Annotated in this window: 18 protein-coding genes and 1 tRNA gene; 6 read left to right on the top strand and 13 right to left on the bottom strand. The window is 66.9% G+C overall.

Translation table 11 applies throughout. The features are described 5' to 3' along the window. Window positions 1–9 precede the first annotated feature (9 nt). The gene (locus EYR15_RS10435) at window positions 10–1,800 is read right to left on the bottom strand and encodes an ABC transporter ATP-binding protein (RefSeq protein WP_245498246.1); all 1,791 of its coding nucleotides are present in this window, start codon (window positions 1,798–1,800) and stop codon (window positions 10–12) included. A 94-nt stretch (window positions 1,801–1,894) separates the two neighbouring features. Further along, on the bottom strand, window positions 1,895–3,115 hold the full coding sequence (locus EYR15_RS10430; RefSeq protein ID WP_131003479.1) for a glycosyltransferase: 1,221 nt from the start codon (window positions 3,113–3,115) through the stop codon (window positions 1,895–1,897). Between the two features lie 120 nt (window positions 3,116–3,235). Here EYR15_RS10430 and EYR15_RS10425 point away from each other — a divergent pair, with 120 nt between their 5' ends. Beyond that, window positions 3,236–4,411 carry a glycosyltransferase gene (locus EYR15_RS10425; RefSeq protein WP_165455471.1) on the top strand — a complete coding sequence of 392 codons (1,176 nt, stop codon included), beginning with the start codon at window positions 3,236–3,238 and terminating at the stop codon, window positions 4,409–4,411. Here the strand turns inward: EYR15_RS10425 and EYR15_RS10420 are convergent. The 8 genes from EYR15_RS10420 to EYR15_RS10385 all read right to left on the bottom strand — a co-directional run bounded on the left by EYR15_RS10420 (window position 4,392) and on the right by EYR15_RS10385 (window position 12,119). Next, window positions 4,392–5,063 carry a hypothetical protein gene (locus tag EYR15_RS10420; protein WP_131003477.1) on the bottom strand — a complete coding sequence of 224 codons (672 nt, stop codon included), beginning with the start codon at window positions 5,061–5,063 and terminating at the stop codon, window positions 4,392–4,394. The two genes, EYR15_RS10425 and EYR15_RS10420, sit on opposite strands and share 20 nt — an antisense overlap. 26 nt (window positions 5,064–5,089) lie before the next feature. After that, window positions 5,090–6,145 carry an ELM1/GtrOC1 family putative glycosyltransferase gene (locus EYR15_RS10415; RefSeq protein WP_131003476.1) on the bottom strand — a complete coding sequence of 352 codons (1,056 nt, stop codon included), beginning with the start codon at window positions 6,143–6,145 and terminating at the stop codon, window positions 5,090–5,092. Window positions 6,146–6,209: 64 nt separating this feature from the next. Then, the gene (locus EYR15_RS10410; protein WP_131003475.1) at window positions 6,210–6,401 is read right to left on the bottom strand and encodes a hypothetical protein; all 192 of its coding nucleotides are present in this window, start codon (window positions 6,399–6,401) and stop codon (window positions 6,210–6,212) included. 170 nt (window positions 6,402–6,571) lie between these two features. Next, a complete protein-coding gene (gene cobF / locus EYR15_RS10405; RefSeq protein WP_131003474.1) occupies window positions 6,572–7,339 on the bottom strand; it encodes a precorrin-6A synthase (deacetylating) in 768 nt (255 codons plus the stop codon). Between the two features lie 56 nt (window positions 7,340–7,395). After that, window positions 7,396–7,830, bottom strand: coding sequence for a GlcG/HbpS family heme-binding protein (locus EYR15_RS10400; protein ID WP_131003473.1), 435 nt, complete (start codon window positions 7,828–7,830; stop codon window positions 7,396–7,398). Window positions 7,831–7,924: 94 nt separating this feature from the next. Next, window positions 7,925–8,698, bottom strand: a complete 774-nt coding sequence (locus EYR15_RS10395; protein WP_131003472.1) for a ferredoxin--NADP reductase — start codon at window positions 8,696–8,698, stop codon at window positions 7,925–7,927. A 97-nt stretch (window positions 8,699–8,795) separates the two neighbouring features. Further along, complete coding sequence (locus tag EYR15_RS10390; RefSeq protein WP_131003471.1) at window positions 8,796–10,520, bottom strand: ABC transporter ATP-binding protein; 1,725 nt, start codon at window positions 10,518–10,520, stop codon at window positions 8,796–8,798. A gap of 108 nt (window positions 10,521–10,628) precedes the next feature. After that, complete coding sequence (locus EYR15_RS10385; RefSeq protein WP_131003470.1) at window positions 10,629–12,119, bottom strand: carboxypeptidase M32; 1,491 nt, start codon at window positions 12,117–12,119, stop codon at window positions 10,629–10,631. Window positions 12,120–12,280: 161 nt separating this feature from the next. On the opposite strand from EYR15_RS10385, the gene EYR15_RS10380 reads away from it, so the two are divergent. Both EYR15_RS10380 and EYR15_RS10375 read left to right on the top strand, forming a co-directional pair. Continuing rightward, window positions 12,281–13,378: a YihY/virulence factor BrkB family protein gene (locus EYR15_RS10380; RefSeq protein ID WP_131003469.1), complete on the top strand. Its 1,098-nt coding sequence runs from the start codon at window positions 12,281–12,283 to the stop codon at window positions 13,376–13,378. A 104-nt stretch (window positions 13,379–13,482) separates the two neighbouring features. After that, complete coding sequence (locus EYR15_RS10375) at window positions 13,483–13,959, top strand: cupin domain-containing protein (RefSeq protein WP_131003468.1); 477 nt, start codon at window positions 13,483–13,485, stop codon at window positions 13,957–13,959. A 78-nt stretch (window positions 13,960–14,037) separates the two neighbouring features. On the opposite strand, the gene EYR15_RS10370 is transcribed toward EYR15_RS10375, so the two are convergent. The 3 genes from EYR15_RS10370 to EYR15_RS10360 all read right to left on the bottom strand — a co-directional run bounded on the left by EYR15_RS10370 (window position 14,038) and on the right by EYR15_RS10360 (window position 15,272). After that, a tRNA-His gene (locus tag EYR15_RS10370) sits at window positions 14,038–14,114 on the bottom strand. Window positions 14,115–14,258: 144 nt separating this feature from the next. Further along, complete coding sequence (locus tag EYR15_RS10365) at window positions 14,259–14,726, bottom strand: phasin (protein WP_131003467.1); 468 nt, start codon at window positions 14,724–14,726, stop codon at window positions 14,259–14,261. Between the two features lie 177 nt (window positions 14,727–14,903). Beyond that, the gene (locus tag EYR15_RS10360) at window positions 14,904–15,272 is read right to left on the bottom strand and encodes a phasin family protein (protein WP_131003466.1); all 369 of its coding nucleotides are present in this window, start codon (window positions 15,270–15,272) and stop codon (window positions 14,904–14,906) included. 244 nt (window positions 15,273–15,516) lie between these two features. On the opposite strand from EYR15_RS10360, the gene EYR15_RS10355 reads away from it, so the two are divergent. From EYR15_RS10355 to bfr, 3 genes are all read left to right on the top strand, one after another. Continuing rightward, on the top strand, window positions 15,517–18,051 hold the full coding sequence (locus EYR15_RS10355) for a sensor histidine kinase (RefSeq protein WP_165455470.1): 2,535 nt from the start codon (window positions 15,517–15,519) through the stop codon (window positions 18,049–18,051). A 207-nt stretch (window positions 18,052–18,258) separates the two neighbouring features. Beyond that, window positions 18,259–18,555 (top strand): (2Fe-2S)-binding protein, encoded by a 297-nt coding sequence (locus EYR15_RS10350; RefSeq protein ID WP_131003464.1) that lies wholly within the window; start codon window positions 18,259–18,261, stop codon window positions 18,553–18,555. 119 nt (window positions 18,556–18,674) lie between these two features. Further along, complete coding sequence (gene bfr / locus EYR15_RS10345) at window positions 18,675–19,181, top strand: bacterioferritin (RefSeq protein ID WP_131003463.1); 507 nt, start codon at window positions 18,675–18,677, stop codon at window positions 19,179–19,181. The last annotated feature ends 54 nt before the right edge of the window (window positions 19,182–19,235 follow it).

Below are 19,235 nucleotides of genomic sequence, written 5' to 3'. Positions count from 1 at the left end.
CCGTGCGCATCAGGCGGACGCGCTCGACGCGGGCTCGGGCGTCTCGGCCGTGAAATCGACGCGCCGTTCGACGGTTACGACTCGCCCGCCCTCCAGTCTAACGACATGGTCGGAGGCGCGCGCCCAGGCCGGCTGGTGCGAGATCGCGAGCACCGTCAGACCTGTCGAGCGGGCGAGCTCCAGCACGTTGCGGACGATGTTCGCTTCCGTCTCGGGGTCGAGGGCGGTTGTCGCCTCGTCGAGGATCAGGATCTTCGGCCGATGGATCAGCGCGCGGGCGATCGCTATGCGCTGGCGCTGGCCGCCCGACAGGCGCGCGCCGCGTTCGCCGACGATCGTCTGTACGCCCTCTGGTAGGCGGGAGACGAAATCCGACGCGCCGGCCGCCTCGATGGCGCGCTCGACGTCCTCCTGGGTGAATTCCGGCTCGCCGAGCGTGACGTTCGACAGCAGCGTGTCGTGGAACAGGATCAGCTCCTGCGGCACGTAGCCGGTCATCCGCCGCCAGCTGACGAGGTCGATCTCTGAGAGCGGCTTGCCGTCGATCAGGATTTCGCCGGATTGCGGCTCATGAAGGCCGAGCAGCAGGTCGACCGTCGTCGTCTTGCCCGCGCCCGAGCCGCCGGTGATCGTGGTGACGAGGCCTCTCGGCACTTCGAACGACGCGCGCTCGATGATCGTCGTGTCGTCATAGGCGAAGGTGACGTCGCGGAACGTCACACCGCGCTCGAAGGTCGGGTCCGCGCCGACATGAGCGGGCTCGCGCGCGGAGCGGGCGTAGTCGATCGCCTCGATGATCGAGACGAAGCCGACTTCGGCGATGCGGACCGCTTGCAGACCCTCCTGGGCCTTGCCGATGGTCGTGACCATGCGCACCAGCAGCACGGCCATGATGAGCACTTCGCCAGGCTGCGCCTGCCAGATCACCAGCGCGCCATAGAGGCCGATGGCCAGACAGGCCGCGAGGATCGGCTCCTGCAGCGCCTTGTTGGCGTGGCGCGCAAAGGACTGCTTACGCTGAGCCTTGCGGATGATGCGGGCGTCGCGCTCGAACAGCGTCTGGAAGCGGCCCTGGCGGCCCATCGCCTTCATCGGCTTCAGTCCGACCAGGAGGTCGGTGAGGCCGGCGATCATCCGCTTGATATGGCGGTTCTGCTTTCGAGCGGTCCGCTTCGCGATGATCACGAAACGATTGAGCGTCAGGACCATGATCAGCCCGACGCCGATCGCCACCAGAGCGAGCTTCCAGGAAAAGATCATGACGATCGCGAAGTAGGTCGCGATCTGGATCAACTCGGCCGTGAGTTGGGCGCTTTGATGATAGGCCGCCCCGGCGTCGTTCGCCTCCGCGCCAAGCGCGTTCGCGAAGCGGCCTACGGGCTGGCGGACATAGTAGGACCAGCGCGCCGCAAGCAGCGCGTCGATGAGCTGGAGCCGCATGCGCACCGTGACGTCCGCGACGGCGCGACCGACTTGATGGAGCGCGACCAAACTAAGCGTCGCCTTCAGCAGCATGCCGAAGACCAGCACGGAGAGGAACAGGCCGACCGTCGGCTCGATGCCGTAGCCGTGCAGGAAGTTGAAGATCGCGCCCGCGATCCCCTTGGGCTGCGAGCCGGTCTGTCCCATCAGCGTGACGAGCGGCAGCAGGCTCGCGACGCCGACGCCCTCTGCGATCCCGGCCAGCACAAGACAGAACAGCGTCAGCGCGGAGCGCCGCAGCGGGATGACCGAGGCGAGCCGCTTCAGGTTCTCAAAACGGCCCTTCTTGCGCTGACGGATCGTCGGTGCGTCGTTCAAGGACACTGGGCTCTGAAAGAGGGCTCGGGCCACGCGGCCTTCGCCCGACCGCGGGATAGTGCGCGGCACGGGGTATCGCCAAACGTCCGTCGCCTCAAGTCCGGGCGGTCTCCGCCCCCAGCATGACATCGAGATAGGCGTCCGCCGCCCGCTCCGGCGAGAACCACGCCCCTCGCTGGCGCAGCGCCTCCCGGTCAGGCGGCGAAGCGAGCGTCGCCGCCATGGCTTCCTTCAGCGCAGCGGCGTCTCCGACGGGCGTCAGCGGGCCGTAAACGCCGCCTTCGAGAATCTCGCGCGGACCGCTCGGGCAGTCCGTGCTGACGACCGGGCAACCGCAGGCGAGCGCCTGGATCAGCACGCCTGGCAGGCCCTCGAAAGCCGACGACAGCACGAAGAGATCGGCGCGCGCCATGTAAGCGAACGGGTTCGGCGCGAAGCCCGGCATGTCGAGATCCTCGGCGACGCCGAGTTCGGCGGCAAGCGCGGCGAGCGCCTCCCGGTCCGGGCCGTCGCCGAGGATCACGAGCCGCGCATCGCGCTCTCGCCGCAGCAGGGCGAAGGCCCGGATAAGCGTCGGATAATCCTTTTGCGGCTTCAGTTTGCCGACGGACAGGATGACCGGCTTGGCGCCTTCGACGAACCATGGGTGGTCGAGCGGAGCCGCCGCCTGCGCGTAAAGCTCCGGCGTCGCGACGGCGTTGTAGATCGCCCGGATCCTTTCGCGCGGGATTTCGGCGACAGCCGCAAGGTCGTCGGCGACGCCGTCGGACACGGCGACGATCGCGTCAGCGCGGGGATAGAACCGCCGGATGAGCGGCGCGAGCTTGGTGACGCGGGGCTCGTGCGCCGCCGCGAGGTCGGATGTCAGATGATTGCGCTGGCTGAGCGTCAGGCGCGTGCCGACGCCCGCGAGATCGCGGGCGATCACTGCCGCGACGTTGCCGTGATCGAGCGCCGAGAGCATGGCCGCAGGCCGCTCCCGCCGCAGATAGCGGGCGAGGGCAGGGATTGCGCCCAGCGTCCGGGGCGGGTTGTCCAGCAGAACCGGCACGAGGGCGATGAAGTCGCCGGGCCGCCAGGGCGCGACAGCGAGGACGGGCAGCGCCGAGCGCGCGGCGAGGTCGACCACCCTGACCGCGGACGGCACGTCGGCGAGGAACGGCCCTTCGGCGCGGCCGAGAACGAGATCGACCGCGTAACCGCGCTTGGCCAGCGCCCCCGCCAGATTGACCGTCGACCGCTCCGCCCCGCCCGCCTTCAGCGAACGGATGAAGAGCGCGAGACGTGTTTGCGGGCGAGGAGAGCGCTCGGTCATGTCCTGGTCGTCGGCTCCGGCCGCCTCCGCTTGCACCGGCTCCGGGGTTGAGGTTTAAGCGCGAACCTCGGGCGTCAGGGGCCGACCCCATAGGCTGACGGAGCGATGCGGGCAAGCGGTATGGACGGGCGACGCCACGTCGGGCTCTTCATGTATGGGCTCTCCGGCGGCGGCGTGCCGCGGCGCGTCATCACGCTCGCCAATGCGCTCGCCGAAAGAGACTGGCGCGTCGACCTGCTGGTGGTCGACGCCAGCGGCGATCTCCGCTCGACCGTAAACCCGGCCGTCAGAGTGCTCGAGATCGGTGGCTGGCTCGCTCGCCTGCCTTTCGTGCGGAGCAAGCGGCGGCGCCAATTCGCCCTGACGGTTCGTCCGCTGGTCCGCTACTTGCGCCGCGAGGCGCCTGACGTCCTGTTCTCGGCCGACAATTACGCGAACTTCGCCGCCATCGAAGCGCGTCAGGAGGCGGACGTCGCCGTCGGATTGGTCGTCAGCCAGCGCAACAACGCCTCGGCCTATGCGGCGAAAAAATCCGGGTTGATCGAAAGGATTCGCGGGCTCTATCCGCTGGCCGACCAGATCGTCACCGTCTCCCAAGGCGTCGCGGAGGACATGGCCGCGCTCGGTCTGCCGCGCGCGAAGATCAGGACGATCTACAATCCCGTGCTTGGTCCGGCGTTCGAGGCCGCCGCCGCGACGGAAGTCTCCCACTCCTGGTTCGCGGTCCCCGGCCGACCACTGATCGTCGCCGCCGGACGCGTCGGCGTGCAAAAGAACTTCGACATGCTGATCCGCGCCTTCGCAGGCCTCAGGGGCCGGGGCGTCAATGCGCGGCTTCTGATCCTCGGGGGCGACGACAAGCCCGGCGCGCGCGACGAGCTCAAGGCGTTGGCGTCTTCCCTCGGCGTCGGCGAGGACGTCGATCTGCCGGGCGCCGTCCCGCTTGCGGTGCCTTACCTCGCGCGCGCCGACCTCTTCGTGCTGAGTTCGCGCTGGGAGGGACTGCCGGGCGTTCTGATCGAGGCCATCGGCTGCGGAACGCCCGTCGTCAGCACCGACTGTCCGAGCGGACCCCGCGAAATCCTGGACGGCGGCGTCTATGGCCGCCTGACGCCGGTCGGCGATGCGGACGCCATGACGCAAGCGATGGCGGCGACGCTCTCTGAGCCGCGCGATCCCGAGCGGCTGAGGCGGCGGGCCGAACTGTTCGCGACGGACGTCGCGGTCGCCCGCTACGAGACGTTGTTCGAAGAAATGAGCCCGCGCGAGGCCGCGCTCAGTCCGTCCGCAGCCTGAGGCCGCTCTCCTCGGCGAGCACGGGGTCGTTGGTCGAGATCGGAAGATCGAAGCGCCTGAAGCGCTCGAGCGCCATGCGATCGGCCTCCATGTGCTCGCGCTTCAGCGCCTTGTCGTTATAAGCGTGGCCGTGAAGGGTGAGCGAGAAGCCGCTCATCGTTACGTCGCTCGCGCCGAGATGGAGCGAAAGCAGCGCGAGCATGACGCCGTTCGAAGGCTTATCCGGCGCGTCGAAATCGGCGCCAAGGAACCGCTCGGTGATCTCTTCGCGAAGCGCCGGCGTGAGCATGGTCAGGTCGTCGTAGCCATAGTCGAGGGTGCGGGCGGTGTCGCGGAAGTAAGCGTGCTCGCGCGGCGCTCCGACGCAGACGAGATGTTTAGTGCGGCTGCCGCGCAGCACCTCGCGGGCGGACAGGTTGGCCTCGGTGAGCCTCTGCCAGGTCCGGCCGAACAAGGTGAGCGTCGGCGCGCCGCCCCAGCCGGCGAGAACCGTCTGGGATCCGTTCACCGTAGCGTAGGTCCATGCCACGCCCGGCGGCGGCGGTGCGTTGCGCGGGGCTGAGCCGACGACGAAAACGCGCCCCGAAACCGTCGGCAGACGGTTCGCGCGCGGCGCGAAGGCGTTTGCGATCCATTTCGGAAGACGGGTCATGAAAGTCACTCGGAGGCCGTCTCCGCCTATCCCACGCCCGGCGATTGCTCCGCAAGCGCGCGAACGCGCGCTGCGGTCGCGGCGAGCTCACGCTCGGCGACGAGGCGCGCCGCGTCGCCGCCGGCGAGCAGGCCCTCACGCTCGAGGCGGGCCATAAAGGCGCTGAGGTCGCGGGTTGACGTCACTAGCCCCGCGTCGCGCAGCGTTTCGAAGAGGCCGCGGGCCGGTCCGTCCCGCAGAGCCGCGGCGAACCGAAGCCGCGCGTCCCGCTGCCGAGGCAAAGCGAACAGGCTCACCGGCTTGCCGCGCAACGCCGCCTGCGCCGCCATCGCCGCGCTGTCTTCCGTCACGAGGAACCTGTCGGCCGCAGCGAGGAACGCCTCCCACCCGCTTTCGCCTTCGCCGAAGACCGAAAGCCGGGTGGGGACGGCGGCGCCGCTCAGGCCGTCCTTGATCGCGGCCACCGCAGCCGGCGGCGTGCGAGGAGATGTCGCGACGAGGAGCGAGCCGCCACCGATCCGCGCCCGCTCCAGCGCTTCTTGGGCGAAGGCGCGGGCGGTCTCGGCGTCGAAGGCCAAAGGACGGCTCGGGCCGCCCGCGATCGCCATCAGGCGCGGCTGGGGCAATGCCGCGAGGTCGTCCCGGATCGGCGCGTCGGCCGGTGTGCGGCTGAGCGGCAGAGCGTTGACGAGGACATTCGGACGTTCGGGCAGCCCGTATTGCGCGGTGGTGACGATCAGGTCGAACCAGTCGAGCGGCGCCCAGGGCCGCCCGATATGGACGAGGCGCGTCGCGCCGCCTGATTGCGCCTTGATCCACCGCGCGGCCGGCGCCGAGCGCTTTCCGGCGGCGAACACAACCCGGGGCCAGGGTGGCGAGAGGATCGCGCGGGCCTGCGGCTTCAGCGAAGCCGCAGTCGCCCTCAGCAGCACGTTCGGCAGGCTGCTGAGGCCGTTGAAGGCGAGGCGCTTTTCACGAAAGGGCAGGCTGGTTGCAGCCGCCAGCGTCAGGAGCTGCGCATTGTCCCCCGCGCGTCGGCCGAGCAGAACCCAAACCGGCGCTTCAGAATCATCCGGCGCCATTGGCGCTCAATCCCCCGCAGAATTCCTCTCTGCGGGATAGCACGGCGACCCGGCGCCGTAAGCCTCAGCCGACCGCCTCGGGTTCGAGTTCCGATTCGGTCACGTGGCGCTCGCGGCCGTCGTCGAGACATTGGACGCGATAGCCCGGCTGACCGTTCTCCGATGGAAGGCAGGCTACGATCTCGGCCGGCTGCGGCTTCGAGCCGAGCGGGCTTCCGACGAAATGGGCGCGAGCCCCAACCTTGTATGTGTGCATCGTTCGTCCTCCGGAGAGACGGTTAAAATGATGCGCGGCGGTCGCGCGACCAGAGCCAGCCCACGAGATTCCGCCGCCGTTCGCCTGAATTTCACCGCTCGGTCCTCGCGAGGAGCCGGGACGCGGAAAACGCAAGCATCGCGAGCGGAATACCGCGAAAGGCTTTCGGCTTAGGGTCCGCGCTTCCTGAGCAGGTAGCTGTCCATGATCCAGCCATTGGCACTGCGCGCCGCAGCGCGCCTCTCGACGATCTCATCCGCGACCTGATCGAGCCGGCCGCTGATCAGTATTTCGTCGTTCGAGCCGACATAGGCCCCCCAATAAATGTCGATCGAGTCGGCGGCGGGCAGCGAGGCATAGGCGTTATCGGCGTCCAGCATGACGATCGCGGTGTCGACGCCCGCGGGCCAGCCCTGGACGAGACGCCGGCCGGTCGTGACCGTGAACGCGCCGCCGATCGTATTCAGCGTCACGCGATGCTTGGCGGCGAGCGCCTGCACGCTGGAGATGCCGGGAATGACCTCCCAGGAAAGGTCATGACGGCCCGTAGCCTCGATCTCCTCCATGATGCGGATGGTGCTGTCGTAGAGCGCGGGATCGCCCCAGATGAGGAAGGCGCCGGTCTCGCCGTCGCCGAGCTCTTCCCCGATCATCCGGTCGAAGACGGCGAGCTTGCGCGCGTTAAGGTCAGCGACCGCGGCGTCGTATGCGACGCCTTCCCGCTCGCGCTCAGGCATCGTCCCGTCGATGAAGCGGTGGGGGCGCTCCGTCGCGTAGAGGTCGAGGATGTCCTTGCGGAGCGCGTTCAGCTTTTCCTTCGACGCGCCCTTGTCCATCAGGAAGAAGGCGTCGGTCCGATTCAGCGCATTGATCGCCTGGATCGTGATCTGCTCGGGGTCGCCCGCGCCGATGCCGATCAGAAGGATGGTCTTGCCCACTCGCTCAGGCCTCCAAGGTCCGCGCGCCACCTTATCGGCGGCGCGCGGAATGAAGATCAAGTGCGCCAGGGATGCGCGGGCAGCTCGCTCGAGCCGAGCGCCTCGACGCCGGCGGTCGCGACCGCATGATCCTTGTCGACCGACGAGCCCGAGACGCCGATCGCGCCGATCATCACCCCTTCGCTGTCGACGATCGGCAGGCCGCCTGGGAAGGTGATCAGGCCGTCATTGGAATGCTCGATGCCGTAGAGCGGACCGCCCGGCTGCGAGAGCTTGCCGATCTCGCCGGTCGGCATGCCGAAGAACACGGCGGTCTTCGCCTTCTTGATCGCGATGTCGATCGAGCCGACCCAGGCGTCGTCCATGCGATGGAACGCCTTCAGGTCCGCGCCTGAATCGACGATCGCGATGCACATGAAGGTTTCGGTCGCGCGAGCCTTCTCGATCGCCTTGGCGATCGCAGCCTGGGCGTTTTCGGCTGTGATGTGCATGAAACTAAGCTCCTGATATGCGACGGCGGAAGCCGTCGCTAGGAGCTGGGAGATAGGGCGCGGTCGCCATCGATGGCAGCCGCAGCCCCTTACCTCACTTCTCGACAAAGGCCTTTTCGATGACGAAATGGCCGGCTTCGCCGTGATTGCCTTCGATGTAGCCGCCCTCGATCAGCAGCTCGCGGGTGTCGCGGATCATCTCCGGCGAGCCGCACAGCATGAAGCGGTCGCGCTCGGTCGACATCAGCGGCAGCCCGACATCCTCGAAAAGCTTGCCGGACCGCATGAGGTCGGTGATCCGGCCGGTGTTGCGGAACGGCTCACGGGTGACGGTCGGATAGTAGACGAGGCCCTCCGAGATCATCTCGCCGAGAAGCTCGTCCTTCGGCAGCGCCTCGGTGATCGTGTCGCCGTAAGCGAGCTCCGCCACCTGCCGGCAGCCATGGACGAGGACGACCTTCTTGAAGCGCTCGTAGGTCTCCGGATCCTTGATGATCGACATGAAGGGCGCGAGGCCGGTGCCGGTGCCGAGCAGATAGAGGTTCTCGCCGGGCAGCAGATTGTCGAGGACGAGCGTTCCGGTCGGCTTCTTGCCGACCAGGATCGGGTCGCCGACCTTCAGGTGCTGGAGCTTGGAGGTGAGCGGGCCGTCCTGCACCTTGATCGAGAAGAACTCGAGCTCTTCGTCATAGTTGGCCGACACCACGGAATAGGCGCGCACCAGCGGCTTTCCCTCGACTTCGATGCCGATCATCGTGAACTCGCCGTTCCGGAAGCGGAACGACGGATCGCGCGTCGTGCGGAAGGAGAACAGCGTGTCCGTCCAGTGATGGACGTGGGTCACCCGCTCTTCGAGATATTTGCTCATTAGGGCGTGCTTTCAGTGCGATCGGTCGTGCGGCGCTTCTGGCGTGCGGAGCCGATATAGTCATTCCATCGGAAAATAAAGCGGCCGCGATGGTCGCTCAGCCATGCGACACCAGAGCCTGCGCATCATGCAGACGCCGGTACAGTCCGGCGCGCGCGACGAGGTCCTGGTGCCGGCCCTGTTCGGCTATGCCGCTCGAATCCACCACGACGATGCGATCGGCGTTGCGGATCGTTGCGAGCCGGTGGGCGATCACCAGCGTGGTGCGGCCCTTCGAAAGCTCCGCGAGCGAGGCCTGGATCGCGGCTTCCGTTTCCGCGTCGAGTGCGGAGGTCGCCTCGTCGAGGATGAGGATCGGCGGGTTCTTCAGGAACATGCGCGCGATCGCTAGCCGCTGCTTCTGCCCGCCTGACAGCTTCACCCCGCGCTCGCCGATGATCGTGTCGAGCCCGTCAGGCAGTCGCGCGACGAAGTCGTCGAGCTGGGCGCGGCGGATCGCCTCCATGATATCGGCCTCCTTCGCTTCGAGGCGGCCGTAAGCGACGTTCTCGCGGATCGTCCCTGCAAACAGGAAGACGTCCTGCTGAACGACCCCGATCTGGCGGCGCAGCGAGGCCATCGTCATGTCACGCACGTCGATCCCGTCGATCGTCACCCGGCCGGAGCCGACCTCGTAGAAGCGTGGCAAAAGCGAGCACAGCGTCGTCTTGCCGGCGCCCGAAGGACCGACAAAGGCGATCGTCTCGCCTGCGCGGATCTTCAGCGAGACGTTGGAGAGCACGGGCTTGTCCGCGGAATAGCCGAAGCTGACGTCCTCGTAGGCGATCTCGCCCTTTAGCGAACCCACGGAGATCGCGTCGGGGCGGTCGACGATGTCTGGAGCGGTGTCGAGGAACTCGCAATACCGCCGGAAACCCGCGACGCCCTTCGGATAGGTCTCGATCACCGCGTTGATCTTCTCGATCGGACGGAAAAACACGCCGATCAGCAGCAGGAAGCCGACGAAGCCGCCATGGCTGAGGCTTCCGGTCAGCACGAAATACGAGCCGGCGATCATCACCACGATCTGGATCAGCCGCATCGAGAGGTAGCTGAGCGAAGTCGAGGCCGCCATGATCCGGTAGGCGGTGAGCTTGGTCGCGCGGTAGCGCGCGTTGTCCTCGGCGAACAGCCGCTTCTCGTGCTCCTCGTTCGCGAAGGCCTGCACCACGCGAATGCCGCCGACATTCTCCTCGATCCGGGCGTTGAACGCTCCGACGCCGCTGTAAAGATCGCGCCAGTTCAACGTCATCCGCCCGCCATAGCGGCTTGTGACCCAGGCGGTGAGCGGCACGATCGCGGCGGTCAGCAGCGCAAGCTGCACATTGACGGAGAACATCAAGGCGAAGGCGCCGATCAGCGTCATCACCGCGATGAACAAGTCTTCCGGCCCGTGATGGGCGACCTCGCCGATCTCCTCGAGGTCCTTGGTGAGACGCCCGACGAGATGACCGGTCTTCTGGTTGTCGAAGAAGCCGAAGGACAGCTTCTGCAGGTGCTCGAAAGCGCGCCTGCGCATCTCGGTCTCGATGTTGATGCCGAGCATGTGGCCCCAATAGACGACCACCGCCATCAGTCCGGTGTTCGCGACATAGATCGCCAGCAAGACAAGCGTCGCGGCGACCACAAGGCCCCATTGCTGGCTCGGCAGCAGCCGGTCGACGAACAGCTTCACCGCCATGGGGAAGCCGAGCTCCAGCAGGCCCGACAGGACCGCGCAGGAGAAATCGAGCATGAACAGCCCGCGATAGGGGCGGTAATAGGCGAAGAAGCGCTTCAACATGGACGTCTTACGAGAGGGATGCGCCGCGGGTCTATTCGAAGGGCGCGCCGGGATAAAGCGCTTCCTCCGGCGCGCTGTCTTGGAGGTTCTTGGCGCGTCGTGGAGGTCTCACGCCTCGTCCACGTATCTCCTGCGCAGATGCGCCTTGAACACCGCAGGGTCTAGCGGGCGGCCGGTCGCCTGCGTCAGCAACTCGTCCGTCGTCAGCAGCGAGCCCTTGCCGTGGATGTTTTCGCGCAGCCACGTCACCAGCGGCGCGAAATCGCCGCGGGCGATGCCGGGCAGGACGTCCGGCTGGCTAAGCTTGGCGGCGTCGAAGATCTGCGCGGCGGTCATCGCGCCGAGCGTATAGGTCGGGAAATAGCCCCAGCCGCCGCTCGGCCAGTGAACGTCCTGAAGGCAGCCGAGCCGGTCGGATGGCGGCGTGATTCCGAGCAGGTTCCGCATGCCCTCGGACCACGCGGCGGGCAGGTCGGCGAGCGCCATCTCGCCCGCGATGAGCGCCTTTTCGAGCCGGTAGCGCAGGATGACATGGGCGGGATACGTCACCTCGTCGGCGTCGACGCGAATGAAGCCGGGCGCGACCTTGGTGTAGCGCCGCCAGACCGCCTCCGCATCCCAGGCCGCCCCCTCGCCGCCAAACGCCTCGCGCATCAAAGGCGCCGCGAAGAGAATGAACTCGCGGCTGCGGCAGGCCTGCATCTCGATCAGCAGCGACTGGCTCTCGTGAAGGCTCATGCCGCGGGCGTGGCTGACCGGCTGGTCGAGATAAGCCGCGGGGCGACCCTGTTCGTAGAGCGCATGTCCCGTCTCGTGCAGCACGCCCATCAGCGCGCTCGAGAAGTCCGCCTCATCGTAGCGGGTGGTGATGCGCACGTCGTTGTCCGCTCCTCCGCAGAACGGGTGGGTCGAGACGTCGAGCCTGCCGCGCTCGAAATCGTAGCCGAGCGTCGCCATCATGCGCTGTCCGAGCGCCCGCTGCGCCTCGACGGGGAAGGGGCCTTCTGGCGCGGGCCCCTGCGGGCGCTTCGCCTGCGCCTCGACGGCCTCGCCGAGAAAGCCCGGTAGGAAGGCCGCGAGATCGTCGAACAACGCGTCGATCTTTTCGGCGCGGCCGCCAGGCTCGTAATCGTTCAGAAGCGCGTCGTAAGGAGACAGGCCGAGCTTCTCGCCCTTCGCCTGTCCGATTTCGCGTTGGAGCCTCAGGACCTCCTCAAGGTAAGGCAGCAGCGACGCGAAGTCGGATTCGGCGCGCGCCTGCCGCCACTTCATCTCGCAGATCGAGGTCGCCTTGCTGGAGGCGGAGACGAGGTCGGAGGGAAGCGCCGTCTCCACGGTGAAGATTCGCCGGATTTCGCGGACGTTCGCTTGCTGCCAGGGATCGAGGTCGTTCTCGTTCGCGGCGTCGAGCCAGTCGGCGATCCGGCCGTCCGTCGTCAGGTCGTGCCTCATGACGTGGAGCAGCGCGATGCTCTCCGCCCGAGAGGGCGAGGCGCCCCTCGGCATCATCACGTCGTTGTCCCAGTGAAGGATACCGATCGCGTTCGACAGCGCGGCGATGCGGCCGAAGTGGGCGGATAGCTCGGCGTAGGCGGTCATGAGCGACAGGGCTCCTTCAGGCGAGGCGTTTCGGCGGGCGAGGATTAGCGCGAGATGGCGACCGCGTCGCCTGTGTCGGCAAATGGTTGTCTGCGCCGCCGCTCAAGGCAACGAAATCAAGCCATTGCGCGTTCTCCCGCCGGCGTTAAGAGGGCGAAAGCATGGCGGGGATGCAGAAGGCGGGCGGCGCGATCGGTGGGGTCGCGGGAGGTTTGTTGCTTGGGGCGTCCGCGCTTGCGGCGCTGGGAGTGGCGGCGGCCGCAGCCTATGACGGGGCGAGGGCGCCCCGGGCTGAGGCGGCGCTGTCGCCCGAGGGCGACCTCCATTCCCGCGGCAAGGATGTCGCGACGCCGGTCAAGCTGCCGGCGCGGGGCTGGAAGGAGATCGTCTTCCGTGTCTATTCCGAAATCGCCGAAGACCGGCTGCTCGCCGTCGCGGCGGGCGTCACCTTCTACGCCCTGCTCGCCATTTTTCCCGCCATGGTCGCGCTGGTCTCGCTTTACGGGCTTACCGCCGACGTCGGCACGTTGAACGATCATCTCGCGGCGTTTTCAGGGCTTATTCCGCGCTCGGGGATCGAGCTGATCCGCGATCAGGTCACGCGCCTTGTCACGAAGAGCGACGGTACGCTCGGCTTCGCCTTCGTCTTCGGCCTCGGCGCCGCGATCTGGAGCGCGAACGCCGGGATGAAGGCGTTGTTCGATGCGCTCAACGTCGTCTATGGCGAGCACGAGAAGCGCTCCTTCGTGATGCTGAACGCGCTGTCGCTCGCCTTCACTGGGGCGAGCCTCGCCTTCGTCATCATCGCGTTCAATGCGGTGGTGGTGCTGCCGATCGTGCTTCAATACATCTGGCTCGGAAGCGCGGCCGAGGCGCTGCTGTCGTTCGCGCGCTGGCCGGCTCTGCTCCTGTGCATGCTGAGCGGGCTCGCCATGGTGTACCGGTTCGGTCCAAGTCGGCGCAGTCCGAAATGGCGCTGGGCCGCGCCCGGATCGCTGCTGGCCGCCGTGCTGTGGATCGCGGGTTCCTTGGCCTTCTCGTTCTACGCCGAGAATTTCGCGAGCTACGACAAGACCTACGGCTCGCTCGGCGCAGCCATCGCCTTCATGACCTGGATCTGGATGTCGGTAATCGTCGTGCTGCTCGGCGGCGAGCTCAACGCGGAGATGGAGCATCAGACGGTGAAGGATACGACCGTCGGCGCGCCGAAGCCGCTTGGCATGCGAGGCGCGAAGATGGCGGATACGGTGGCGCCCTGACGACATCAAACGCTGCTTTGTTGCAAGCGGCGCCCGTGTTGTTCCGGCCCTTGCAAATGGCTCGATCCCACGGAACAGTTACCCGTCGACAAGAGGCGGAGGCGATGAGCGACGCCGAACAGCGCTGGAAGCATCACGGCGTTCGGGTCATCGCCGGCGACGCGCTCGATTCCAACACCCCTCAGACGCCCGGCATGTTCCGTCAGGCCGCGATTAACCACGCCCGCGTCGGCGCGCAGAAGATCTGGGCGGGCACCGTCTCGATAGAGCCGGACGCGAAGACCGGCGTCCACCATCACGGCGCGCTGGAAAGCGTGATCTACGTGGTCTCAGGCCGCGCCCGGATGCGGTGGGGCGATCGGCTCGAGTTCGTGGCGGAGGCTGGCCCAGGCGACTTCATCTATGTGCCGCCATATGTGCCGCACCAGGAGATCAACGCCGACCCCGCAAACCCGCTGCAATGCGTTCTGGTGCGCTCAGACAACGAGGCGGTGGTGGTCAACATCACCGATGTGGAGCCCGTCGAGCAGCCCGAGGCGGTCTACTGGGTGGATCCGATCCACAAGCATCCGCACGACTGACGAGCGATCGGCTTCGTCGCGGCTGCATGCGCCGGCGACGGTCATCTCATCACAGAGTTCCTGAAGGTTGCCGAAGGCTGGTACCACCACCTGGGCTCGAACCAGGGACCTCTAGATCCACAATCTAGCGCTCTAACCAACTGAGCTATGGCGGCGTGACCAGCCTTTTCGGCGCGGCGGAACCTATGTGAAACCATTCGCGCGGGCAAGCGTCGATCGCGACCTTTTCGGGCGCGAAAACGCCCGGGCAGAGAGGCCTGCCCGGGCGTCGAATTGATTGGTCGTTAGTTGGCCGATAATCAGGCTTGCGCGTAGCGCGCGCTCTTGGAAGCCAGCTGCTGGAACGGCTTCGAGCTTTCGGTCGCGGTTTTCTGCGCGAGCGAGGACAGCTCCTTCACCTGGCTCGACATCACCTCGAACTGCTGGCGCGCATACGAGCTCTGCAGCTCTACCGCCTGGCTCAACGACTTCGCGCCGATCAGCGCGTGCAGGAAGTCGAAATGCGCGTTGAGGTTCGAGCGCGCGGCATCCACCGACTTGCGGCCGAGCTCCTTGTAGCCCTTCGTCGCGGTCGCGTAGGCGTCCTCGATCGTGTCGGACGTCTCTTCGGCGACGGACTTCAGACGGGCGTAGCCGTCCTTCGCCTGCTTCACGGATTTCTCCGCAAGGTCCCGGACCTGGGCCGGCGCTGCCCCCGCGGCGGCGTCGATGGTCTCGGTCACCGTGTCTTCAGTCTTCGAAAGAGCGGCTTTGCTGGTCGTGGCCATGTCGTCATCCTCACTCTGGGTGTGGCGGACGTCGTGATCAACGGTCTACGCGCGCTCCGCCATCGCGCCGAGAACCGCGCCTGCCCGATGCGAAGAGATGAAGCGGACAGACCGTGTCTTTGATGCGCTGCAGCATAATGGTGCGGTGCAATACGATCAAGCGGCCGTCCTAAGAATTCAGCCGCCAGAACGACCTTTTCCCGCAACCGTCGACATGTCACGAAGTTGGCGGGTCAACGTCTCGATCTGGGAGCGCGCAAATTCGCTCTGGATCGACATCACTTCCTCGAGCGAGTTCGCCCGGACCAGTTTTTGGGCGTAGGCGAAGCTCGCCTGCACGTTCTGCTCGGCGTAGGAGACCGCCGCGCCGGCGACCGCGCGCAGGTCGCCCTGAGCGCTTTCGGTCTGCGTTTCGATCGCGCTCGAAGCCTTGAAGGCCGCATCCACGAACCCGTCGAACGCCTTGCGCGCCTGCTCAACGCTGCGATCGGCGAAATCGCGCATCTCGTTCGGAATCTCGTAAGCGGAACGCTCCGAATCGGCCATCGCTCAGGTCCTCCGGCAAGCCATCTTCGGCGCCTCGACAGGCGTAACAGCGCGCCTGTGACCGCGCAAACCGACTTAGGGCTTAACGCCCGTTAACCATGTCGTGCGCAAGCGTTGGATGGCCGCTGCGGCGTGTGGACGGGGGGGCCCCCGGCGGTTACTAAGGTTTCGTTAACGAAACACAAGAAGCTGCGGCGCATCGGGGGCGATGAAGGTCGACGACTTCCCTCCAGATCGATCTGTCTTGACGGGGCTCGAGAGCGCTGCGGCACCCGCGATCGTGGTCGATCGCCAAGGCGCCATCGTCTGGGCGAACGAGGCCGGGCGCGCTCTCGACGCGCCGGGCGGGCTCGCGCCTGCGTCGCGGGCGGCAGTCGCCCGGGTCGGCGCGTCGGGCTCGGAAGGCCTCGCGCGCCTGCGGGTCGGGACAGAGAAGACCGCGCGCATCTTCCGCACGAGCGCGCTCGATTTCGACGGCGCTCCATGCATCCTGATCCAGCCGGTCGATGAGCAGACGAGTGAGGCTGAGACTCAGGCGGAGGCTGGTCCCGCCTCCGTCGCCGAAGAGCCCGCGGCGCCGCCCGCCAAGCCCGCGCGGCTGCTGCTCCCGGTCGAGCATCTACGTTTCATCTTCGAGATCGATTCCGAGCGTCGGCTCGCCTTCCTGTCGCCCGATCTCGCCGAGGCCGTCGGCGAAAGCGCGAAGGATTTGCTTGGCCAGAACTGGGTTGAGATCGAGGGCGAACTCGGGCTCGACCCGGAGGGGGTTATCGCCTCCTGCCTGGAAAGCCGCAAAGGCTGGAGCGACGTCGCGGTCGACTGGCCGGCCGCGGATGGCTCGGTTCGTCTGCTGCTCTCGGCGCTTCCGATCTTCGACAATGGCGAGGTCTTCGTCGGTTTCCGGGGCCTTGGCCGGGCGGCTTTCGCTCCGGACGACGGCTCTCCGGTCGGCGAGCCGGATCAGGTGCGCGAGACCGAGGCGGACGAGGAGCCCACCGGCGACGAGTTCGCGGAGCCTGAGGCGGCCGGGCCGGAGCCGGAGAGCTTCCAAACTTCGGCGCCCGAAGCAGCCGCCGAAACCATCGACGCGGAGCCGGAGCAGCCGGTCTGGATCCCGCCGGTGGAGGAACTGCCCGCGATCTTCTCCGCCGCGGAGCCGCGGGATGCGCTGTCCGGCAACGTCGTGCCGTTGCGCGATCACGCGGACATGCGGTCGACCCTCACGCTCTCGGCCGTCGAGGAGAGCGCGTTCGACGAGATCGCCCGCCGGCTCAGCGGCTTCCGCACGCATGTCGAGGAACCCGACGACCTCGCGCCGGAGCCCGCAGGCCCGGCCGAGGACGACGGCGCGCGGCCGTCCGTTCAAGAGGCGATGCGGCTCATCGACCGGCTTGCGCTCGGCGTTCTGGTGCTGAGCGGCGGCGCGCTGGTCTACGCCAACCGGGCGGCCCTGGAGATGACGGGCGCGCCCGATCTCGAGGAGCTCGTCGGGCGCGGTCCCCAGCGGATCTTCGCCGAGCCGCGCGGCGGCGCCGGCCCCGCCTCGCTCCGCCTCGCGTCGGGAGCGGGCGACGTGGAGGTCGAGGCGCGTCTGGTCGCCGTGTTCTGGCGTGGGCGTCCCGCGACGCTCGTGTCGCTGAAGCGCGTCGAGGCGCCAAACGCGGCGGCGGTCGCCGCGATCCGTCGCGAAGGCGAGATCACCGATATCCTCGACACCGCGACCGACGGCGTGATGACGCTCGATTCAGTCGGACGGATCGTCTCGGTCAATCGCAGCATGGAGGCGCTGTTCGGCTTCGAGGCGCGCGAGGTGATCGGCAGCCTGTTCACGCTGTCCTTCGCGCCCGAAAGCCGCCGTGCGGCGCTCGATTATCTCGACGGGCTCAAGACCGAAGGCGTCGGCGCGCTGATGAACCACGGCTGCGAGGTGCTCGGGCTTTCGCGCGACGGCGGGGCGATTCCGCTCTTCCTGACGATCGGCCGGATCGGCGATGGCGATGCGCGCTATTGCGCGGTCCTGCGTGACATCACGCCCTGGAAGAAAGCGGAGGAGCAACTGCTTGCCGCCCGCCGCCAGGCCGAGCGGACGAGCGCGCAGAAGTCCGACTTCCTCACGCGCGTCGGCCGCGAGATCCGCACGCCGCTGAACGCCATGATCGGCTTCGCCGAGGTCATGGAGGAGGAGCGCTTCGGGCCGATCGGCTCGCCGCGCTACAAGGACTATCTGCGCGACATCAGACTCGCGGGCCGCCACCTCGTCGGGCTTGTGGACGATCTGGTCGATCTCGCGAACGTCGAGAGCGGCGGGGCGAAGCTCGACCTCGCGCCGGTGGACCTGAACGACATCGCGAGCCAGGCGGCGGCGCTCATGCAGCCGCAGGCCAATCGCGACCACGTCATCATCCGCACCTCGCTCGCCCGCGGCCTGCCGCAGCCGAGCGCCGACCAGCGCTCCGTCCGACAGATGCTGTCGAACCTGATCGCGAACGCGGTCAGGAATTCGAAGGCGGGGGGGCAGGTGATCGTCGCGACCAGCGTCGGCGATCTCGGACAGGCGGTGATTCGGGTGCGGGATTCCGGCGCCGGCATGTCGCGCCGGCAGATCGCCCTTGCGCTCGAGCCGTTCCGGCCGCTGGGAGACGGGGACGGCAGCCTCGATTTGCCGATCGTGAAGGCGCTCGCTGAGGCGAACGACGCAAGCTTCGAGATCCACAGCGAGCCCGGCGAAGGAACCGTCGTCGAGCTCACCTTTCCAGCCAATCGCGCGATGGCGGTCTAGAAAAACCGCTGTCGCTATCGAGCGGACCCTCCGCGGCTCCGAAAGACCAGATTTAAGCCATTCTCAGCGCTTGCAGATTTTGCTCGCGATCGCGCCCGCTTGACTCGCCATGATCTGCAATCATATGAAATTACCTAGCGGGACCAGTAGTTTAGACCTTTTCAAAACTACAGTTCGAAGTCACAAGCGTCCGGGCTGGCAGCCTCCATGATCGTTTGTTCCTGCAACGTATTGAGCGACGTGCAGATTCGCGCGACGATCGGCGACGAATCCGCAAAGCCGCAAACGCCGGGTCAGGTGTATCGCTGCCTAGGATGCAGCCCGCAATGCGGCCGCTGCGCCCGCACGATCAAGGCGATGCTCGCCGACATCCGCGGCCTCGACCAGACCGAGCCGCATGCTTGCGGCGCCTGTCCTGCGGCGTGCCCCGCGGTCACGGTGGGCACGGGCCCGGTTCTCGACATCGTCGGTGACGTGGTCGAACTCGCGGCCTTGAACCGCTAAATTCCGCCAATTACGGGTTTTTAGGACGCGAAAGCGCGCTCTTGCGCCCCTCCGCCCAGTAGTTTAGAACGCTTCTAGACTACTCGAAGTGGCCGGCAACGGCTTGAAGGAGGAGCGCCATGAAGGGCGACGCGAAGGTTATCGACTATCTGAACCGCGGGCTCCGCTCCGAGCTGACGGCAATCAACCAGTACTGGCTGCATTACCGCATGCTGGACGACTGGGGCTACAAGGACCTCGCGCATCAGTGGCGCAAGGAATCGATCGAGGAGATGAACCATGCCGACCGGTTCGTCACCCGGCTGATCTTCCTCGAAGGCTTCCCCAACATGCAGGTGCTCGATCCGCTGCGCATCGGGCAGAGCGTGAAGGAGGTCCTTGAGTGTGACCTCGCAGCGGAGCTCGACGCCCGCGCGCTTTACCAGGAAGCCGCGAAATATTGCCAGGAGATCGGCGACCTCCCGAGCAAGATCCTGTTCGAGAGCCTGATGACCGACGAGGAAGGCCACATCGACTTCCTCGAAACCCAGCTCGACCTCGTGGCCAAGCTCGGCGAACAGCTCTACGCGCAGCACCACATCGGCCGACCGGACGCTGGCGGCACCGGGGTTGAAGGCGTCGCCTGAGACGCAGCGCACCCGATATCGAGAGGCCCGGCGCGGATCGGCTCCGCCCGGGCC

The organism is Hansschlegelia quercus, from assembly GCF_004310425.1.
Classification (GTDB): domain Bacteria; phylum Pseudomonadota; class Alphaproteobacteria; order Rhizobiales; family Methylopilaceae; genus Methylopila; species Methylopila quercus.
The sequence above is the reverse complement of the archived record's forward strand: the minus strand, read 5'-3'. Positions and strand labels throughout refer to the sequence as shown.